Source organism: Pseudomonas sp. FW306-02-D09B, from assembly GCF_058782685.1.
Genome location: NZ_JBYSXY010000001.1, coordinates 564,299 through 582,201, shown reverse-complemented (window position 1 = coordinate 582,201; position 17,903 = coordinate 564,299). Strand labels below are relative to the sequence as shown.

The window sequence follows — 17,903 nt, the reverse complement described above, 5'->3', positions numbered from 1 at the left end:
TGACAGGCATTGGCCCTAGAGCCGGCCGTGATACGCCGCTTCGAAAATCTCCATCGCGCCATTGCGGGTCAAGGGCAGCGGGTTACCGCCGGCGCAGGGGTCGACAATCGCCATGTCGGCGATCAGCTCGGCCTGCCGATCATCCACTCCCAGCTCAAACAGCGTATGCGGCACGCCGATGTCCTTGCGCAACTTGAGGACGAAGGCCAGAAAACTGTCGAAGCCTGGGGTCGGCAGACGCAGATATGCCGCCAGGCGGGTGATGCGCTCCTCGATGGCTGGGCGATTGAATTTCAACACATAGGGCATGAACGTGGCGTTGGTCATGCCGTGATGGGTGTCGTACAGGGCGCCCACCGGATGCGCGAGCGCGTGCATCCCGCCCAAGCCTTTCTGGAAGGCAGTTGCACCCATCGCGGCGGCGGCGAGCATTTCCGCACGCGCCTCAAGGTCGGAGGGAGTGCGTACTGCCCGTACCAGCGCATTGGCTACCAGGCGCATGCCTTCTACCGCAATCCCTTCGGCCATGGGGTGAAAACCGGGGGCGCAGTACGACTCCAGGCAATGGGCAAAGGCATCCATCCCGGTGCCGGCAGTAACTTTTGCCGGCATGCCGACGGTGAGCGCCGGGTCGCTTATGACCACCCGCGGCATCATTTTCGGGTGGAAGATGATCCGTTTGGTGTGCGTGCGCTCGTCGATGATCACCGCCGCACGACCGACCTCGGAGCCCGTACCCGCGGTGGTCGGTACTGCAATGATCGGGGCGATGCTGCTTTCGTCGGCGCGGGTCCAGTAGTCGCCGATGTCTTCGAAATCCCACACCGGCCGGGTCTGGCCGCTCATGAAGGCGATCAGCTTGCCCATATCCAGCCCGCTGCCACCGCCAAAGGCGACCACGCCATCGTGCTTGCCGGCGCGCCAGGCGTCGAGCCCTCCCGCCAGGTTGGCCTCGACCGGATTCGGCTTGAGGTCGCAAAACAGCGCTACGCCGAGGCCGGCGGCGCGTAGGGATTCCAGCGCCGCAGTGGTGATCGGCGCGCGCGCCAGGCCACTGTCAGTGACCAGCAACGGTCGCTGGATACCTTGGCTGCGGCAGGTGTCGGCCAGCTCGGCGATACGGCCAACACCGAAGTGGATGCTCGTGGGGTAGTTCCAGTTCGCAGTCAGGCTCATGGCTTAGATCTCATGGCGCAAATGGAAGGATTTGGCTCGGGTCAGGTGTTCGTAACCGATGCGCGACAGCGTTACGCCGCGCCCGCTGTTTTTCACCCCGGTCCAGGCCAGCGCCGGGTCCAGGTAATCGCAGCGGTTCATGAAGACGCTGCCGGTGGCGATCTCGTCGCCGATGCGTTCGGCGGCGGCGAGGTCGGTGGTCCAGATGGAAGCGCTGAGCCCGAACTCACTGTCGTTCATCAAGGCGATGGCTTCGTCGTCACTGGCAACCGGCATGATGCCGACCACCGGACCAAAGCTTTCTTCGCGCATCACCGACATGTGATGGCTGACATCGACTAACACCTGCGGCGCGAGGTAGGCGCTGCCGGGCACGTCCGCTGGAAAAGCCTTTGGATCGATCAGTGCTTTTGCACCTTTTGCCAGCGCTTCGGCGATCTGCCCGCGCACGAACTCCGCAGCTCCCGGATTGACCAACGGGCCGAGGGTGGTGGCATCGTCCAGCGGGTTGCCCAGCACGTATTGGCGGGTCAGGGCGGCAAAGCGCTCGACAAATGCCGGGTAAATTGTTTGATCGACATAAATGCGTTCGACGGCGCAACAGCTTTGCCCGGAGTTGAAGAAGCTGCCGTCCACCAGGTTTTCCACGGCATGCTCAAGGTTGGCGTCTGCGCGGACGTAGGCCGGGTCTTTTCCGCCGAGCTCCAGCCCGATACCAAGGAAGAGCCCGGAGGCGGCGATTTCGATGGCTTTGCCGGCTTCGACCGAACCGGTGAAGTTCACTTGCTGCACCCGTCCCGAGGCAATGATCGCCGCGGTATAGGTGTGATTGAGCAGCAGGTTATGGAACAGCCCTTCGGGCAGGTTGGCGCGGCGAAAGGCCTCGGCGAAACGTTCGCCGACCAGCAGCGTTTGCGAGGCGTGTTTGAGGATGACGCTGTTGCCGGCCATCAGCGCCGGAATAATCGTATTCACCGCCGTCAGGTAGGGGTAATTCCACGGAGCGATAACCAGCACCGTACCCAGCGGTTCGCGTTTGATCTGGCGTCGAAACCCCGCGACAGGCGCAGGTTCGACCGCAGCCAAGGCTTCAGGTGCGATGGCGATCATATGGCGCGCACGCTCTTCGAAACCACGCAGCTCGCCGGCACCAAAGCGTACCGGGCGGCCCATTTGCCAGGCCAGTTCCGGGACTATTTCGTCTTTCATGGCCAACATCGCGTCCACGGCGGCGCTGCAAAAAGCGGCGCGTTCGCTCAGTGGCCGGCGCTTCCATAACGCCTGGGCGGCTGCAGCAGCCGTCAGAGCCTGCTCGATCTGCGCCGCATCGGCGCAGTGGCGTTCGGCGTAGACCCGGCCATCGACCGGGGAGATGAGTTGAATCATCGTCGTCATGGCTGCCTCAATAATCGATTGCTCAATAGCGCTCAAAGCCGCGCTGCAGTTCCCAGTCGGTTATCCGTCGGTCGTACTCTTTCTGCTCCCATTCGGCGGTGTGCACGTAGTGGTCGACCACTTCGTCACCGAACGCCTCGCGCAACATGCTCGAGGCCTTGAGCGCGGCGCAGGCTTCGCGCAGGGTCTTCGAAACTTCCGGCAAGTGTTCGTCGAGGTAGGCATCGCCTTCAAAGGGTGGCGCCAGGCTGAGCTGCTCGTCGATACCGGCCAGGCCTGCGGCGATCAACGCGGCGAAGGCCAGATAAGGGTTGAGGTCGGCGCCGCCGATGCGGCATTCGATACGGATGGATTTGCTGCCTTCGGCGCACAAACGAAAACCTGCGGTGCGATTGTCCCGGCTCCATATCGCCCGGGTCGGTGCGAAAGTGCCGGCCTGAAAGCGCTTGTACGAATTGATGTAAGGCGCAAGAAAACAAGTGATGTCGTTGGCGTATTTGAGCTGCCCGGCCACCCAGGCACGCATCAGCGTCGACATGCCAAACTCGGCCTTGGGGTCGAAAAACAGCGGCTTCTTGCCATTCTTGTCCCACAACGAGTTGTGGATATGGCTACTGGAACCGGCGGCGTCATAGCGCCACTTGGCCATGAACGTGATCGCCTTGCCCTGCAATTGCGCGATTTCTTTGCAGGCGTGCTTGATGATCACGTGCTGGTCGGCCATGGTCAGGGCATCGGCATAACGGACGTTGATTTCTTCCTGGCCCGGGCCCCATTCACCCTTGGAGTTTTCCACGGGAATGCCGGATGCCTGCAGATGCTTGCGAATCGCCCGCAGCACCGGCTCCTCGCGGGTGGTCTGGAGGATGTTGTAATCCTCGATGTAGTGGCCGGCAGTTTTCGGCTTGTGGTAATTGCGCTCGTGGATGGCCTCGTAACTCTCGTCAAACAGATAGAACTCCAGCTCAGAGGCAAACATGCCGCTGTAGCCGCGCTCACGGAGTCGCTCGATCTGCTTTTTCAGGATTGCCCGTGGGCTATGGGGCAAGTCCCGCCGGTGGTGGTGATCAAGCACGTCGCAGAGCACCAGCGCCGTGCATTCCAGCCACGGCACGCGGCGCAAGGTGGCCATGTCGGGTTTGAGCACGAAATCGCCATAGCCTTTGCTCCAGCTGGCGGCGGCGTAACCCGGCACCGGTTCCATGTCGATGTCATCAGCCAGCAGGTAATTGCAGCAGTGGGTTTCTTCATGGCCGCTGTCGATGAAAAACTCGACCTGGAATCGCTTGCCGACCAGTCGCCCCTGCATATCGACCATGCAGACCAGCACGGTATCGATATCGCCTGCGCTAGCGGCGAGTTTCAGTTCTTCGAAGCTGAGAAGGGGCTCGGTCATCACGTCAGTCCTGCGTGAATGGTTTGGGCCTGTCTGAAATAGCTGTTGCAGACGCTCTTCAGAAAAAACCAAAACCTGCAGGCGCGAGCATCGTGAGCAATGAGCTGCTGAAAGCTTAGCCTACTGCTGCCGGACGCAAGTCTCGGTGATTGGTTCCCGACGAGTCGGCAGCAGATCCAGCAGCTAAAATGACACTCAAGAGGGAGTGGCACTATGAGTGAGTTCGTCAAGGTCGCCTGCGTGGGGGATGTCGAACCGGGTAACGGCATAACCGTGAACCTTGGGGGCACGCCGGTCGCGCTGTTCAACGTCGATGGCCAGTACTTCGCCATCCACAACACCTGCCCGCACGAAGACGGTTCGCTGGGGGACGGAATCCTGTGCGACACCGTGGTGATTTGCCCGGTCCACGCCTACGAATTCGACGTGACCAGCGGCGAGTGCCTCACCGAACCGGCTTACCAGGTCGAACAGTTCGAGGTCCGGGTAGACGGAAACGACATCCTGTTACGGCAATCGTCGGATGTTTGAACGCCAGGGGCTAGCTCGGGTCGTAAGGAACAGGGAAGGAGTATAGTTAAACGATCACATCGTCCTGCCAACAGCAGGAGGCATCCGCGATGAGCACTGACAATTCGAGGATCCGCGAACTCAGCAACCGGGCCTACAAGTACGGCTTTGTCTCTGATTTTGAGAGCGACGCGGCCCCGCGCGGGCTCAACGAAGACCTCATTCGCCTGATCTCGACGAAGAAGAACGAGCCGCAGTGGCTGCTCGACTGGCGCCTGAAGGCCTATCGCCACTGGCTGACGATGCGCGAGCCCTCCTGGCAGAACGTCCATTACGCGCCCATCGACTACCAGGACATCATCTATTACTCGGCGCCGAAGCCGAAAACGCCAGGGCCCGGCAGTCTTGACGAGGTCGATCCCGAGCTGCGCGAGATGTTTGGCAAGCTTGGCATCTCGCTCGCTGAGCAGGAACGCCTGACCGGCGTTGCGGTGGATGCGGTGGTCGACTCGGTCTCGGTCGCGACTACCTTCAAGCACAAACTCGCCGAAGTCGGGGTGATCTTCTGCTCGTTCTCCGAAGCCGTGCAAAACCATCCAGAACTGGTGCGCAAGTACCTCGGTTCGGTGGTGCCCTACAGCGACAACTTCTTCGCCACATTGAACTCGGCGGTGTTTTCCGACGGTTCCTTCTGCTACGTGCCCAAGGGCGTGCGCTGCCCGATGGAGCTCTCGACCTATTTCCGCATTAACGCCGCGGACACCGGCCAGTTCGAACGCACGTTGATCATTGCAGAGGAGGGCGCCTACGTCAGCTACCTCGAGGGCTGCACCGCGCCGATGCGCGACAATAACCAGTTGCACGCGGCGGTGGTCGAGCTGGTTGCGCTGGATAACGCCCAGATCAAGTACGCCACGGTGCAGAATTGGTACCCCGGCGATGCCCAAGGACGCGGCGGCATCTTCAATTTCGTCACCAAACGTGGCAAGTGCGCAGGCGCACACTCGAAGATCTCCTGGACGCAGGTTGAAACCGGCTCCGCTATCACCTGGAAATACCCGGGAGTGATTCTCCAGGGCGATTATTCGGTCGGCGAGTTCTATTCAGTCGCCCTGACGGCCAATCACCAACAGGCGGACACCGGCACCAAGATGATCCACATCGGCCGGCATACGCGCAGCACCATTCTGTCCAAGGGAATATCCGCCGGTCATGGACAGAACACCTACCGCGGCCTGGTGAAGATCCAGAAAGCCGCGACCGGCGCTCGCAACCACACGCAGTGCGATTCGCTGCTATTGGGCAGCGAGTGTGGCGCGCATACGTTTCCTTATATCGACGTGAAAAACCCCAGCGCCCAGGTCGAGCATGAGGCCTCGACGTCGAAGATCAGCGACGAGCAGCTGTTTTACTGCCGGCAGCGCGGCATCAGCGCGGAGGATGCGGTGCCGATGATCGTCAACGGCTTCTGTCGCGAAGTGCTCAAGGAACTGCCGATGGAGTTCGCGGTAGAAGCCCAGAAACTGCTGGGTGTGAGCCTGGAGGGCTGCGTGGGCTAAGGCCCGGGGTGGGAGCATGCTCGAGATCAATGATCTGCACGCCAGCGTCGACGGCCGTGAAATCCTGCGGGGCATCACGCTGCGGGTGGAAGCGGGCGAAGTGCACGCGATCATGGGGCCAAACGGCTCCGGCAAGAGCACGCTGGCTCAGGTCCTCGCAGGCCTTGAAACTTATGAAGTCAGCGGCGAGGTGCTGTATGACGGTCAGGACCTGCTCGCCATGCCGCCGGAAGCGCGAGCGGTCGCCGGGATTTTCCTCGCGTTCCAGTACCCGGTGGAAATTCCCGGCGTCGGCAACCTCTACTTCCTGCGCACGGCCCTCAACGCCGTGCGCAAGCAGCGCGGGCTTGAAGAACTCGATGCGCTGGATTTTCTTGAGCTCGCCAAGGAGCGCATGGCACTGGTCGAGATGGACCAAAGCTTCATGAACCGCTCGCTCAACGTCGATTTCTCGGGCGGCGAGAAGAAGCGCAACGAGATTTTCCAGATGGCGATTCTTGAACCCCGGCTGGCAATCCTCGACGAGACCGACTCGGGCCTCGACATTGACGCGCTGCGGACAGTCGCAGCCGGCGTCAATGCGCTGCGCAGCAAGGATCGTGCGCTGCTGGTGATTACCCACTATCAACGATTGCTCGACTACATCGTCCCGGATCGCGTGCATGTCATGGCTAACGGGCGAATCGTGCAGTCCGGTGGCAAGGAATTGGCCGTCGAGCTGGAGAAACACGGCTATGCGAGCTATGAGCAGGATTCTGCAGCGCCCGGAGCCAGGCCATGAACAGCGCGGCGCTTCTCGCCAGGCTCGAGCCCCGGGCCGATGCCCGGCATCCTGTCTGGCTGCAGGCGTTACGCCTCGAGGCGTTCCAGCGGGTGGCCGAACTGGGCTTTCCCACGGCCAAGGACGAAGCCTGGAAGCACACGCGAGTCGCGTCCATCCTGGAGATCCCTTTCCAGCCTGCCGAACCGGGCGTGAGCCGGCACCCGTCTGCTACCAGTGTCGAGCGGCTGGCCGGCGATTATCGTGGCCCGCGGCTGGTCTTCGTCAATGGCTATTTCGCTACTGAACTCTCGGCACTCAAGGGGCTACCTCCAGGCACCCAAGTGACCCATTTCGCGCCGCTGCTGCGCGCCGACAGTGGGACGCTCGAAACCCTGTTTGCCCATGCGTTCGGCGTGCAATCGCAAGCCTTTACGGCGCTGAATACGGCGCTCGCCGAGGATGGGGCGTTGGTGCAGATACCCGCCCACACGACGCTCGAAGCACCGATCCATCTGGTGTTCCTCTCGGAGCCGGGCACTACGCCACGGGTGACACATCCGCGTGTTTTGGTGCGGGTGGGGGCGGGGAGCCGGGCGATTCTGGTGGAAAGCCACGTCGGCAGCGAGGGCGAGGTCTACCTGAGTAACGCTGTCAGCGAGGTGGTGCTCGACGCGGACGCTGTACTTGAACATTACACGCTGCAGAACCAGAGCACGGCGGCGTACCATGTCGCGCTGCTCAGCGTGCGCCAGGCTTCGGGCAGTCACTTCGCTTCGCACTCTTTTGCATTGGGCGCCACTCTGGCACGGCAAGAGCTGCGCGTGGTACTCGAAGGCCCCGGCGCAGAGGTCGCGCTGAACGGTCTGTACCTGCCGCGAGGCCAGCAACACCTGGACAATCAGACGACCATCGAGCATCGGGCCCCGCGGTGCACCAGCCGCGAGCGCTATAAAGGCGTGATCGATGATCATGGGCATGGAATCTTTGACGGACGGATCATCGTGCGTCCGGGAGCGATGAAGACCGATGCCAGCCAGACCAACAAGAATCTGTTGTTGTCGACGTCGGCCCAGGTCAACACCCAACCCCGGCTGGAAATCTTCGCCGATGACGTCAAGTGCGCTCACGGTGCCGCCGTCGGCCAACTCGATGAGCAGGCTATTTTCTACCTGCGCTCACGGGGTATTCCGCTGGCGGCGGCGCGGTCGCTGCTGACCTTTGCGTTCGTCAGCGAGATGCTCGAGCTCATTGAACTGGAGCCGTTGCGCGAGCATGTGCAGCGACTGGTCACCGCGCAGTTGCGCGGGCTGGAGGTGTCGGCATGAGCGACCTCGAAAACCGCCTTCAAGGGCTATCGAAACCGCTCCACCTTACGCCAGGCTACGACGTCGAACGTGTGCGCCAGGCGTTCCCGATCCTCGCGGAGACGATCTACGGCAAGCCGCTGATTTACCTCGACAGTGCCGCGACTAGCCAGAAGCCGCAGGCGGTCATCGATGCCATGTCGCACTTCTTTTCCAAGGAGAACGCCAACGTGCACCGCGGCGTGCATTACCTCTCGGTGCGCGCCACCGAGGAGTATGAGAAGGCTCGGGCCAAGGTCCAGGGTTTCCTCAATACCGAATCCGTCGAAGAGATCGTCTTCGTCCGCGGCACGACCGAAGCGGTCAATCTCGTGGCGCAAACCTATGGCAAGACTCAGCTCCGCGCAGGCGACGAGGTGCTGATCACGGCCATGGAGCACCATTCGAATATCGTGCCGTGGCAGATGCTCTGCGAGCAGACTGGCGCGCGGTTGCGGGTGGCGCCGATCAACGACGCTGGCGAACTGCTGCTCGATGAGCTGGAACGGCTGATCGGGCCCAGGACCCGACTGGTGGCGGTGACCCATGTCTCCAATGTGCTGGGCACCATCAACCCGATCCGGCGCATTGTCGAGCTCGCCCACGCGCGGGGCGTACGCGTGCTGGTCGACGGCGCCCAGGCAGCTCCGCACCTCAAGGTCGACGTACGAGCGTTGGGCTGCGATTTCTACGCCTTGTCTGGCCATAAAATGTACGGCCCCACCGGCATCGGCGTGCTCTACGGCCGTCACGAGCTGCTCGAAAGCATGCCGCCTTATCAGGGCGGCGGCGACATGATTCTCTCGGTCAGCTTCGAGAAAACCGTCTACAACAAACCGCCGTACAAGTTTGAAGCGGGGACCCCGAACATGGCCGGCGCTATCGGCCTTGGTGCGGCGATCGACTTTCTCGCTGAACTGGGGCCTGGGGCGATTGCGGCTCACGAGCAGGCCGTGCAGGCCTACGCCACCAAGGCGTTGGCGGCGTTGCCCGGCCTGCGGTTGATCGGTACGGCAGCAGAAAAGGTCGGTGTTCTTTCGTTTGTCCTCGACGGCATCCACCCGCACGACATCGGCACCATCCTTGACCGCGAAGGGATCGCGATTCGCACCGGGCACCACTGCGCACAGCCCTTGATGAACCGTTTCGGCGTGCCCGCCACGGCTCGCGCGTCGCTCGGCTGCTACAGCACCGAGCGTGATATCGATGCACTGGTGGCCGGGCTGGCCAAAGTTCAGGAGGTGTTCCGATGAGTGGCGACGAACTGCGCGACCTCTACCAGGACGTGATCATCGACCACGGTAAGCGGCCGCGTAACTTTCACCCGCTTGCGGACGCGACCTGTACGGCGGAGGGTTTCAATCCGCTGTGCGGCGATCAGCTGAAGATTTATCTCCGGCTGGCGAACGGGGTGATCGAGGACATCAGCTTTCAGGGCGTCGGCTGTGCCATTTCCCAGGCCTCGGCGTCCCTGATGACGCTGGCGGTGAAGGGCAAAAAACCGGAGGAGGCGCAGGCACTTTTTGCCCGGGTGCATACGTTGCTCACCGAAGGGCCAAACGCCCGGGTAACACCCGCAGAGCTCGGTAAACTCGCGGTGCTTTCAGGCGTTTGGGAGTTTCCGGTGCGGGTCAAGTGCGCCACTCTGGCCTGGCACACGCTGCGTAGCGCCCTCGAAGGCGGCGCCTCGCAGGTCACGACGGAGTAATCAGCCATGGCAGCCACATTATCAATCCCGCGTATTCACCTGCGCGAACCGGCACGCAAAGTCTTGCTCGATGCCCTGGCGGACGGGCATGTGCGCGGAGTGCGGCTCAGGATCGATGAGCATTTCGCGCATGAGTTTTTCTTCGAACGCGCTGCCGAAGGCGATATCACGGTTGAGGCAGACGGCATCAAGCTGTTGCTCGATCCCGCGAGCGCAGAGCGCGCGGATGGCTTGTCCGTCGATTTTACGTATGACCTGCATGGCGCCGGCTTCCATTTCGATAACCCGAATAAACCGGGCTACCTGCAACCGATCGAACTCACGCGCGATTGCGCAGTGACCCTGATTCCGGGCGGGGAGCGACTGCAACTGGGCCGTGGCGAGCGAGTGGTGGTAACCCAGGCGCTCGGTGGCAGCTTCACGGTGCAAATCTCCAGGGGCCGGCTGGCACGGATCGCCGCCGCTGACGCCGATGCGTTAGGGCGGGATGCTCAGCGGCAGGAGCAGCCCCAGACGAGCAGTGGTGGGTTCGACGTCCAGCAAGTGTTCGACATGCTGCGCACCGTCTACGACCCGGAGATCCCGGTCAATGTGGTCGATCTCGGGTTGATCTATCAGTGTGAAACCCGTTTGCTTGCCGATGGCGGCCAGCGAGTCGAGATCAAGATGTCCATGACCGCGCCCGGTTGCGGAATGGGCGACGTGCTTAAAGAAGAGGCGCTCACCAAGGTCCGGAGTATCCCTGGGGTCAGCGAGGTCGAAGTCGAGATCGTTTGGGACCCGCCATGGGATCAAAGCCGCATGTCCGAGGCGGCGCGTTTGCAGTTGGGGCTGTTCTGAGGAACCCGGCGTGAGGAGCCAGCCATGAGCAATCGACTCGCCAAAGAGACTTCGCCCTATCTGCGGCAGCACGCAGAGAACCCCGTCGATTGGTATCCGTGGAGCGAGGAAGCGTTCCGCCGCGCGCGCGACGAGGACAAGCCCATTCACCTGTCGCTGGGCTATGCCGCCTGCCACTGGTGTCATGTGATGGCCCACGAGTCGTTCGAGAACCCCGAGACCGCGCGCCTGATGAACGAGCGCTTCATCAATATAAAAGTCGACCGCCAGGAACGGCCTGACCTCGACGACATCTATCAACAAGTCGTGCAGATGATGGGGCAAGGCGGCGGCTGGCCGTTAACGGTGTTCCTGACTGCCGAGCGCGAGCCGTTCTTCGGCGGCACTTACTTCCCGCCAGACGACGGTTATGGTCGGCCGGGCTTCACTCAACTGCTGCTCGGTCTGAGTGAAGCCTGGCAGAACAACCGCGCGGCGCTGCAACAGAACGTCGAGCAGTTCCTTCAGGGTTACCGCAAGTTGGAGGCGTCAATGCTGGAGGGCGATACACCGCTGGAGCCAGACCAGCCGGCTGCCGCTGCCCGGTTGTTTGCCCGAAACACCGACCCGGTGAACGGCGGCCTGGGCAACGCGCCGAAATTTCCCAACCCGGCCTGCCATGATCTGGTCCTGCGTCTTTATCAGCGTCTGCACGAGCCGGATTTGCTGCATTCGGTAGAGTTGACCCTTGATCGCATGGCCGCCAGCGGGCTCTATGATCACCTCGGCGGCGGTTTTGCTCGCTATTGTGTGGATGAACACTGGGCCATTCCTCATTTCGAAAAGATGCTCTACGACAACGGTCAGCTCGTGAAGCTCTATGCCGATGCCTATCGCGAGACCGGCAAGCCTGCCTGGCGGCGTGTGTTCGAGGAAACCATCGACTACATCCTGCGTGACATGACTCACCCTGACGGCGGTTTCTACGCCAGTGAAGACGCTGACAGCGAGGGTGAAGAGGGCAAGTTCTACGTGTGGACACTCGCTCAAGTGCAGGCCGCGCTCGGCGAGCCGGATGCCGCGCTGGCCTGCCGGGCTTACGGCGTCACCGCCAACGGCAACTTCGAGCATGGCAGCACGGTGCTGCACCGCGCAGTCGCACTGGACGCGGTGCAGGAACTAGAGCTCAAGGGCCTGCGTGGCAGGTTATTGCTGGCGCGTGCCCAGCGTATTCGTCCGGGGCGCGACGAGAACATCCTCACCAGCTGGAACGCGTTAATGGTCCAGGGGCTCTGCGCGGCATACCAGGCGACCGGAACCACAACGTATCTGGACGCCGCGAGGCGCGCCGCCGATTTCATTCTGGACCGACTCTCGACGCCCGAAGGTGGCCTGTACCGGGCCTGGCGGGAGGGCACGGCGAAGGTTCCAGGCTTCCTCGAAGACTACGCCTTCCTTGCCAACGCCTTGATCGATCTCTACGAGTGCGACTTCGATAAACGTTATGTCGAACGCGCCACGCAACTGGTCGAGGTGATCCTCGCCAAGTTCTGGGAGGACGGACTTTACTTCACGCCCAGCGATGGCGAGCCGCTGGTGCACAGGCCTCGGGCACCGCACGACAGTGCCTGGCCGTCAGGAACTTCGGCCTGCGTGTTGGCTTTCCTGAGACTTTTTGAACTGACCGGCCGCGAGCTTTCCCACGAGCGTGCCGAGCAGGTCTTGGCGATGTACCGCGCCGCAGCCGCGCAGAATCCCTTCGGTTTCGCCCATCTGCTGGCGGCGCAGGACTGGATGCAACGTGGCCCGATCAGCATCGTCGTTGCCGGCGAGCGTTCCGCCGCCAGCACCTTGGTCGTGAAGCTGCAGCGCCGCTACCTGCCGGCACGCGTCCTGGCCTTTGCCGAGGATGTGCCCATCGGCGCGGGTCGGCATCCGCTCGCGGGGCAAACCAGCGCCTATGTCTGCCGAAACCGCACGTGCGAACCCCCGGTAACCAGCGCCGAGGAGCTTGTAGAGTGCTGCCTGAAGTGAAGAGCCGGAATTGAATCAAACCGTCAACGCGAGGAGACAACGATGGACAACAAGAACAGCCACAACCCGTACACGTACCAACGTCTCAAGCATCTATATCCTGATTACTTCAGTGCCTTGGAGGCCCTGGGTACAGCGGTGCATCATGCTGGGCCGCTGGAAGAGAAAACCGTCCAACTGATTCAGCTCGGTGCCGCGGCAGCAATCCGCTCGGAAGGCGCAGTGCACAGTCATACCCGACGGGCACTGGCAGCCGGGGCGACGACTGAGGAGATCCATCACGCACTGATCGCATTGACCAGCACGATCGGCTTCCCGACAGTCATTGCGGCGATGAGCTGGGTGGATGATGTGATCGGGAAAAGAGGCAATGACGCGCCGGAGCTCTGAGTACACCGCCGACGACCGGGTTCCATTACATCCCGTGCAATCTTGACTATAGTTTCAAGTGTCGGCGGCCGTCGTTCAGTCACCGTGTTCGTCCAAGATTTCCCGGGCACGTTCCGGGTAACTCCACCTGATCAGGAGCGCACGATGGACCTCAACCGTCGTCAGTTCTTCAAGGTCGCCGCTATCGGCCTTGGAGGCTCCAGCCTGGCCGCGCTGGGTATGGCACCCGCGCCAGCCTTCGCCGAGCAAGTCCGCCACTTCAAGCTGGCCCATACCCATGAAACCCGCAATACCTGCCCCTACTGTTCGGTGGGTTGCGGCTTGATCATGTACAGCCAGGGCGATGCGGCCAAGAACGTCAGCCAGAGCATCATCCACATCGAAGGGGATGCCGATCACCCGGTCAATCGCGGCACGCTGTGCCCCAAAGGCGCAGGCCTGCTGGACTTTGTCCATAGCCCCAGCCGGCTGCAATATCCGCAAGTACGCAAGCCGGGTAGCAAGGAGTGGACGCGGGTATCGTGGGATGAAGCGCTGGATCGCATCGCCGACCTGATGAAGGCCGACCGTGACGCCAACTTCATCGAGAAGAATGCCAAGGGCCAAACGGTCAACCGTTGGCTGACGACGGGTTTTCTCGCTGCCTCGGCGTCCTCCAACGAAGCCGGTTACATGACCCATAAGGTCGTTCGCAGTCTGGGCATGCTGGGGTTCGATAACCAGGCACGTGTCTGACATGGCCCGACGGTGGCAAGTCTTGCCCCAACGTATGGCCGAGGTGCGATGACCAACCACTGGACCGATATCGCCAACGCGAATCTGGTTCTGGTCATGGGCGGTAACGCCGCCGAAGCCCACCCCTGTGGTTTTAAATGGGTGACCGAAGCGAAAGCGCACAACCAGGCGCGATTGATCGTGGTCGACCCGCGTTTCACCCGTACCGCCTCGGTGGCCGACTATTACGCACCGATTCGTACCGGCACCGACATCGCCTTCATGGGCGGTCTGATCAACTATTTGCTCACTGAAAACAAGATCCAGCACGAGTACGTGCACGCCTATACGGACGTGGCGTTTATCGTCAAGGCCGACTTTGGTTTCGAGGACGGGCTGTTTACCGGCTACGACGCGACCAAGCGCACCTACAGCGACAAGTCGAGCTGGGGCTATGAAATCGGCGAGGACGGTTTTGCCAAAGTCGATCCATCCCTGATGCACCCGCGTTGTGTCTACCAGTTGATGAAGCAGCATTACAGCCGCTACACCCTGGAGCTGACCAGCCAGATCTGCGGCATGCCGCAAGATGCCCTGCAAAAGATCTGGGAAGAGATCGCCACCTGCTCGCAACCGGGCAAGACCATGACGATTCTCTACGCACTGGGCTGGACCCAGCATTCGACGGGCTCGCAGATGATTCGCAGCGCAGCCATGGTGCAGTTGCTGCTGGGCAACGTCGGCATGCCGGGCGGGGGCGTCAATGCCCTGCGGGGGCACTCCAACATCCAAGGCCTGACCGACCTTGGGTTGCTGTCGAACCTGCTGCCCGGCTACCTGACCTTGCCGGGCGATGCCGAACAGGACTACGACACCTACATTGCCAAGCGTGCGCTCAAGCCACTTCGGCCCGGACAGCTGTCTTATTGGCAGAACTACGGCAAGTTCCACGTCAGCCTGATGAAGGCCTGGTACGGCGCCAACGCTACTGCCGAGAACCACTGGGGCTACGACTGGCTGCCGAAGCTCGATATCCCCGGTTACGACATCCTCAAAGTGTTCGACATGATGTCCAGCGGGCAGGTCAACGGCTACGTCTGCCAGGGCTTCAATCCTATTGCCGCCTTACCTGACAAGAACCGGGTAATGGCCGCGCTGGCCAAACTCAAGTGGCTGGTGGTGATGGACCCGCTCGCCACCGAGACCTCGGAATTCTGGCGTAATGTCGGGCCTTACAACGATGTTGAAACGGCCGGCATCCAGACCGAAGTCATCCGCCTGCCCACCACCTGCTTCGCTGAAGAGGACGGCTCGCTGGTCAACAGCGGCCGTTGGCTGCAATGGCACTGGAAGGGCGCCAATGGCCCGGGACAAGCACGCACCGACATCAAGATCATGAGCGAGCTGTTCATCCGTTTGCGTCAGCGCTACCAGGCCAATGGCGGCGCCTTCGCCGAGCCGATTCTCAAGCTCAGTTGGCCCTACAAGGTGCCTGACGATCCGACACCGGAAGAGATTGCCAAGGAGTTCAATGGCTACGCGGTTGCCGATGTCACCGACGCTACGGGCGCGACGCTCAAGGCCGGGCAGCAGCTATCCGGTTTTGGCCAGCTCAAGGACGACGGCAGCACAGCGTCTGGCTGCTGGATTTTCTGCGGTAGCTGGACCGAGCAGGGCAACCAGATGGCCCGCCGCGACAACAGCGACCCTTTCGGGATGAAGCAGAATCTGGGATGGGCGTGGGCCTGGCCGATGAACCGGCGCATCCTCTACAACCGCGCCTCAGCCGATCCGAAAGGCCAACCCTGGGATCCGAAAAAGCGCCTGGTGTGGTGGAACGGCAAGTCCTGGGGCGGCACCGACGTGCCCGACTACAAGGCCGACGTACCGCCGGAAGCAGGCATGAACCCGTTCATCATGAACCCCGAAGGGGTGGCGCGTTTCTTCGCCCTCGACAAGATGAACGAAGGTCCCTTCCCGGAACATTACGAACCGTTCGAAACGCCTATCGGCATCAACCCGCTGCACCCCACCAACAAGAAGGCGACCAGCAACCCGGCTGGGCGCATCTTCGATTCGGTCTGGGAGTCGCTCGGGACGGCGAAGGATTTCCCCTATGCCGCCACGAGCTACCGGCTCACCGAGCACTTCCACTTCTGGACCAAGCATTGCCCGATCAATGCCATCACCCAGCCCGAGCAGTTCGTCGAGATTGGTGAAGCCCTGGCCAAGGAGAAGGGGATTGCCGCTGGCGACCGGGTAAGGGTCAGCTCCAAGCGCGGGCATATCGAAGCGGTGGCGGTAGTGACCAAGCGGATTCGTCCGCTGCAGGTCAACAACCAGACCGTGCACCATATCGGCATTCCGTTGCACTGGGGGTTCACCGGGGCAACCCGGCATGGCTACCTGACAAACACCCTGGTGCCGTTCCTCGGTGACGGCAATACACAGACCCCGGAATCCAAGTCGTTCCTGGTCAATGTGGAGAAAATCTGATGGCCAACCAAGACATCATTGCCCGTTCGGCCACCACCACCTTGCCGCCCTCGGTACGTCAACAGGAGGAAGTCGCCAAACTCATCGATACCACCAAGTGCATCGGTTGCAAGGCCTGCCAGGTCGCCTGTTCGGAATGGAATGAATTGCGCGACGAGGTCGGCCACAACCATGGAACCTACGACAACCCGCAGGATCTCAGCGCCGAGACCTGGACCCTGATGCGCTTCACCGAGCACGAAACCGATGCCGGCAACCTCGAATGGCTGATTCGCAAGGACGGCTGCATGCACTGCGCCGAACCTGGCTGCCTCGCGGCGTGCCCAAGTCCTGGGGCGATCATCAAGCACGCCAACGGCATTGTCGACTTCGATCAGGACCATTGCATCGGCTGCGGTTATTGCATCACTGGCTGCCCCTTCAACATTCCGCGCATTTCGCGCAAAGACCACAAGGCCTACAAGTGCACGCTGTGTTCGGACCGGGTGGCGGTCGGGCTGGAACCGGCGTGCGTCAAGACCTGCCCGACCGGGGCCATCGTGTTCGGCAGCAAGGAGGACATGAAGGAACACGCCGCCGAGCGCATCGTCGACCTCAAGTCACGGGGCTTCGACAACGCCGGCCTGTACGATCCCGCCGGCGTCGGCGGCACGCATGTGATGTACGTCCTGCACCACGCCGACCAGCCATCGCTGTACGCCGGCTTGCCGAACCAGCCGGTCATCAGCCCATTGGTCGGGCTGTGGAAAGGCGTGAGCAAACCACTGGCGTTGTTGGCCATGGGCGCTGCAGTGCTGGCGGGTTTCTTCCATTACGTGCGCATCGGCCCGCAGCGTGTCGAGGAAGACGAACACCCGCCCGGCAAGGATTCCAGCGTGCATGAAGTCGACCCGACGGTGCATGTCTATGACCCGAACACGCCAGGATCGCAGGAGGACAGGCGACCATGAAAGACAAAACGATCCTGCGCTACAACGCCAACGAACGCACCAATCACTGGCTGGTGGCGATTCTGTTTTTCATGGCGGCCCTGTCGGGTCTGGCACTGTTCCACCCGTCGCTGTTCTGGCTCAGCGAGTTGTTTGGCGGCGGGCCGTGGACGCGCATCCTGCACCCCTTCATGGGCGTGCTGATGTTCGTGTTGTTCCTGGGGCTGGTGATCAGCTTCTGGCGGGCCAATGTCTTTATTGCCAACGACCGCCTGTGGCTCAAACGGGTCAACCGGGTGATGCGCAATGAGGAGGAAGGCGTACCGCCCATCGGCAAATACAACCCCGGGCAGAAGCTGCTGTTCTGGACCTTGCTGGCCTGCATGCTGATATTGCTGCTGAGCGGTGTGGTGATCTGGCGGGCCTATTTCAGCCAGTACTTCGGCATCACCTCGATTCGCCTGGCGATGCTGTTGCATGCGCTGGCGGCTTTCGTGCTGGTGCTGAGCATTATCGTGCACATCTACGCCGGCCTCTGGATCAAGGGCTCGGTCAGCGCAATGCTGCATGGCGGGGTCAGCCGTGCCTGGGCGAAGAAACATCATGCGCTCTGGTACCGCGAGGTGACGCACGACGAGAACCCTGACAGCCAGATAAGCAAGAAAGGATGA

The 17,903-nt window shown here is 61.7% G+C and carries 15 protein-coding genes; 12 read left to right on the top strand and 3 right to left on the bottom strand.

Going from position 1 to position 17,903, the window contains the following annotated elements; genetic code table 11:
* Nucleotides 1-15: 15 nt before the first annotated feature.
* From AC3WK5_RS02760 to AC3WK5_RS02750, 3 genes are read right to left on the bottom strand one after another with little or no spacing between them, the layout of a single operon-like run.
* Nucleotides 16-1,176 carry an iron-containing alcohol dehydrogenase gene (locus tag AC3WK5_RS02760; RefSeq protein ID WP_103314609.1) on the bottom strand — a complete coding sequence of 387 codons (1,161 nt, stop codon included), beginning with the start codon at nt 1,174-1,176 and terminating at the stop codon, nt 16-18.
* A 3-nt stretch (nt 1,177-1,179) separates the two neighbouring features.
* Nucleotides 1,180-2,571, bottom strand: a complete 1,392-nt coding sequence (locus AC3WK5_RS02755; protein WP_103314611.1) for an aldehyde dehydrogenase family protein — start codon at nt 2,569-2,571, stop codon at nt 1,180-1,182.
* A 22-nt stretch (nt 2,572-2,593) separates the two neighbouring features.
* Nucleotides 2,594-3,967, bottom strand: a complete 1,374-nt coding sequence (locus AC3WK5_RS02750) for a glutamine synthetase family protein (protein ID WP_103314613.1) — start codon at nt 3,965-3,967, stop codon at nt 2,594-2,596.
* A 213-nt stretch (nt 3,968-4,180) separates the two neighbouring features.
* On the opposite strand from AC3WK5_RS02750, the gene AC3WK5_RS02745 reads away from it, so the two are divergent.
* The 12 genes from AC3WK5_RS02745 (at nt 4,181) to AC3WK5_RS02690 (ending at nt 17,903) form a co-directional block, all read left to right on the top strand.
* Nucleotides 4,181-4,498 carry a Rieske (2Fe-2S) protein gene (locus AC3WK5_RS02745; RefSeq protein WP_103314615.1) on the top strand — a complete coding sequence of 106 codons (318 nt, stop codon included), beginning with the start codon at nt 4,181-4,183 and terminating at the stop codon, nt 4,496-4,498.
* A gap of 89 nt (nt 4,499-4,587) precedes the next feature.
* The gene (gene sufB / locus AC3WK5_RS02740) at nt 4,588-6,036 is read left to right on the top strand and encodes a Fe-S cluster assembly protein SufB (protein WP_103314617.1); all 1,449 of its coding nucleotides are present in this window, start codon (nt 4,588-4,590) and stop codon (nt 6,034-6,036) included.
* Between the two features lie 16 nt (nt 6,037-6,052).
* Nucleotides 6,053-6,817, top strand: coding sequence for a Fe-S cluster assembly ATPase SufC (gene sufC, locus AC3WK5_RS02735; RefSeq protein WP_103314618.1), 765 nt, complete (start codon nt 6,053-6,055; stop codon nt 6,815-6,817).
* Nucleotides 6,814-8,124, top strand: coding sequence for a Fe-S cluster assembly protein SufD (sufD, locus tag AC3WK5_RS02730; protein WP_103314620.1), 1,311 nt, complete (start codon nt 6,814-6,816; stop codon nt 8,122-8,124). Before sufC ends, sufD begins: the two co-directional genes overlap by 4 nt.
* Entirely contained in the window at nt 8,121-9,395 is a 1,275-nt protein-coding gene (locus AC3WK5_RS02725) for a cysteine desulfurase (RefSeq protein ID WP_103314622.1), read from the top strand. The genes sufD and AC3WK5_RS02725 overlap by 4 nt, the downstream gene beginning before the upstream one ends.
* Nucleotides 9,392-9,850, top strand: a complete 459-nt coding sequence (sufU, locus tag AC3WK5_RS02720) for a Fe-S cluster assembly sulfur transfer protein SufU (protein ID WP_103314624.1) — start codon at nt 9,392-9,394, stop codon at nt 9,848-9,850. The genes AC3WK5_RS02725 and sufU overlap by 4 nt, the downstream gene beginning before the upstream one ends.
* Before the next feature lie 6 nt (nt 9,851-9,856).
* On the top strand, nt 9,857-10,690 hold the full coding sequence (gene sufT, locus AC3WK5_RS02715) for a putative Fe-S cluster assembly protein SufT (RefSeq protein WP_177474723.1): 834 nt from the start codon (nt 9,857-9,859) through the stop codon (nt 10,688-10,690).
* A gap of 24 nt (nt 10,691-10,714) precedes the next feature.
* On the top strand, nt 10,715-12,703 hold the full coding sequence (locus tag AC3WK5_RS02710; protein ID WP_103314626.1) for a thioredoxin domain-containing protein: 1,989 nt from the start codon (nt 10,715-10,717) through the stop codon (nt 12,701-12,703).
* A 42-nt stretch (nt 12,704-12,745) separates the two neighbouring features.
* A complete protein-coding gene (locus AC3WK5_RS02705) occupies nt 12,746-13,093 on the top strand; it encodes a carboxymuconolactone decarboxylase family protein (protein WP_054597361.1) in 348 nt (115 codons plus the stop codon).
* 144 nt (nt 13,094-13,237) lie between these two features.
* Nucleotides 13,238-16,303, top strand: coding sequence for a formate dehydrogenase-N subunit alpha (gene fdnG / locus AC3WK5_RS02700; protein WP_146039789.1), 3,066 nt, complete (start codon nt 13,238-13,240; stop codon nt 16,301-16,303).
* Complete coding sequence (gene fdxH / locus AC3WK5_RS02695; RefSeq protein ID WP_054597364.1) at nt 16,303-17,253, top strand: formate dehydrogenase subunit beta; 951 nt, start codon at nt 16,303-16,305, stop codon at nt 17,251-17,253. The genes fdnG and fdxH overlap by 1 nt, the downstream gene beginning before the upstream one ends.
* Nucleotides 17,250-17,903, top strand: coding sequence for a formate dehydrogenase subunit gamma (locus AC3WK5_RS02690; protein ID WP_103314632.1), 654 nt, complete (start codon nt 17,250-17,252; stop codon nt 17,901-17,903). The genes fdxH and AC3WK5_RS02690 overlap by 4 nt, the downstream gene beginning before the upstream one ends.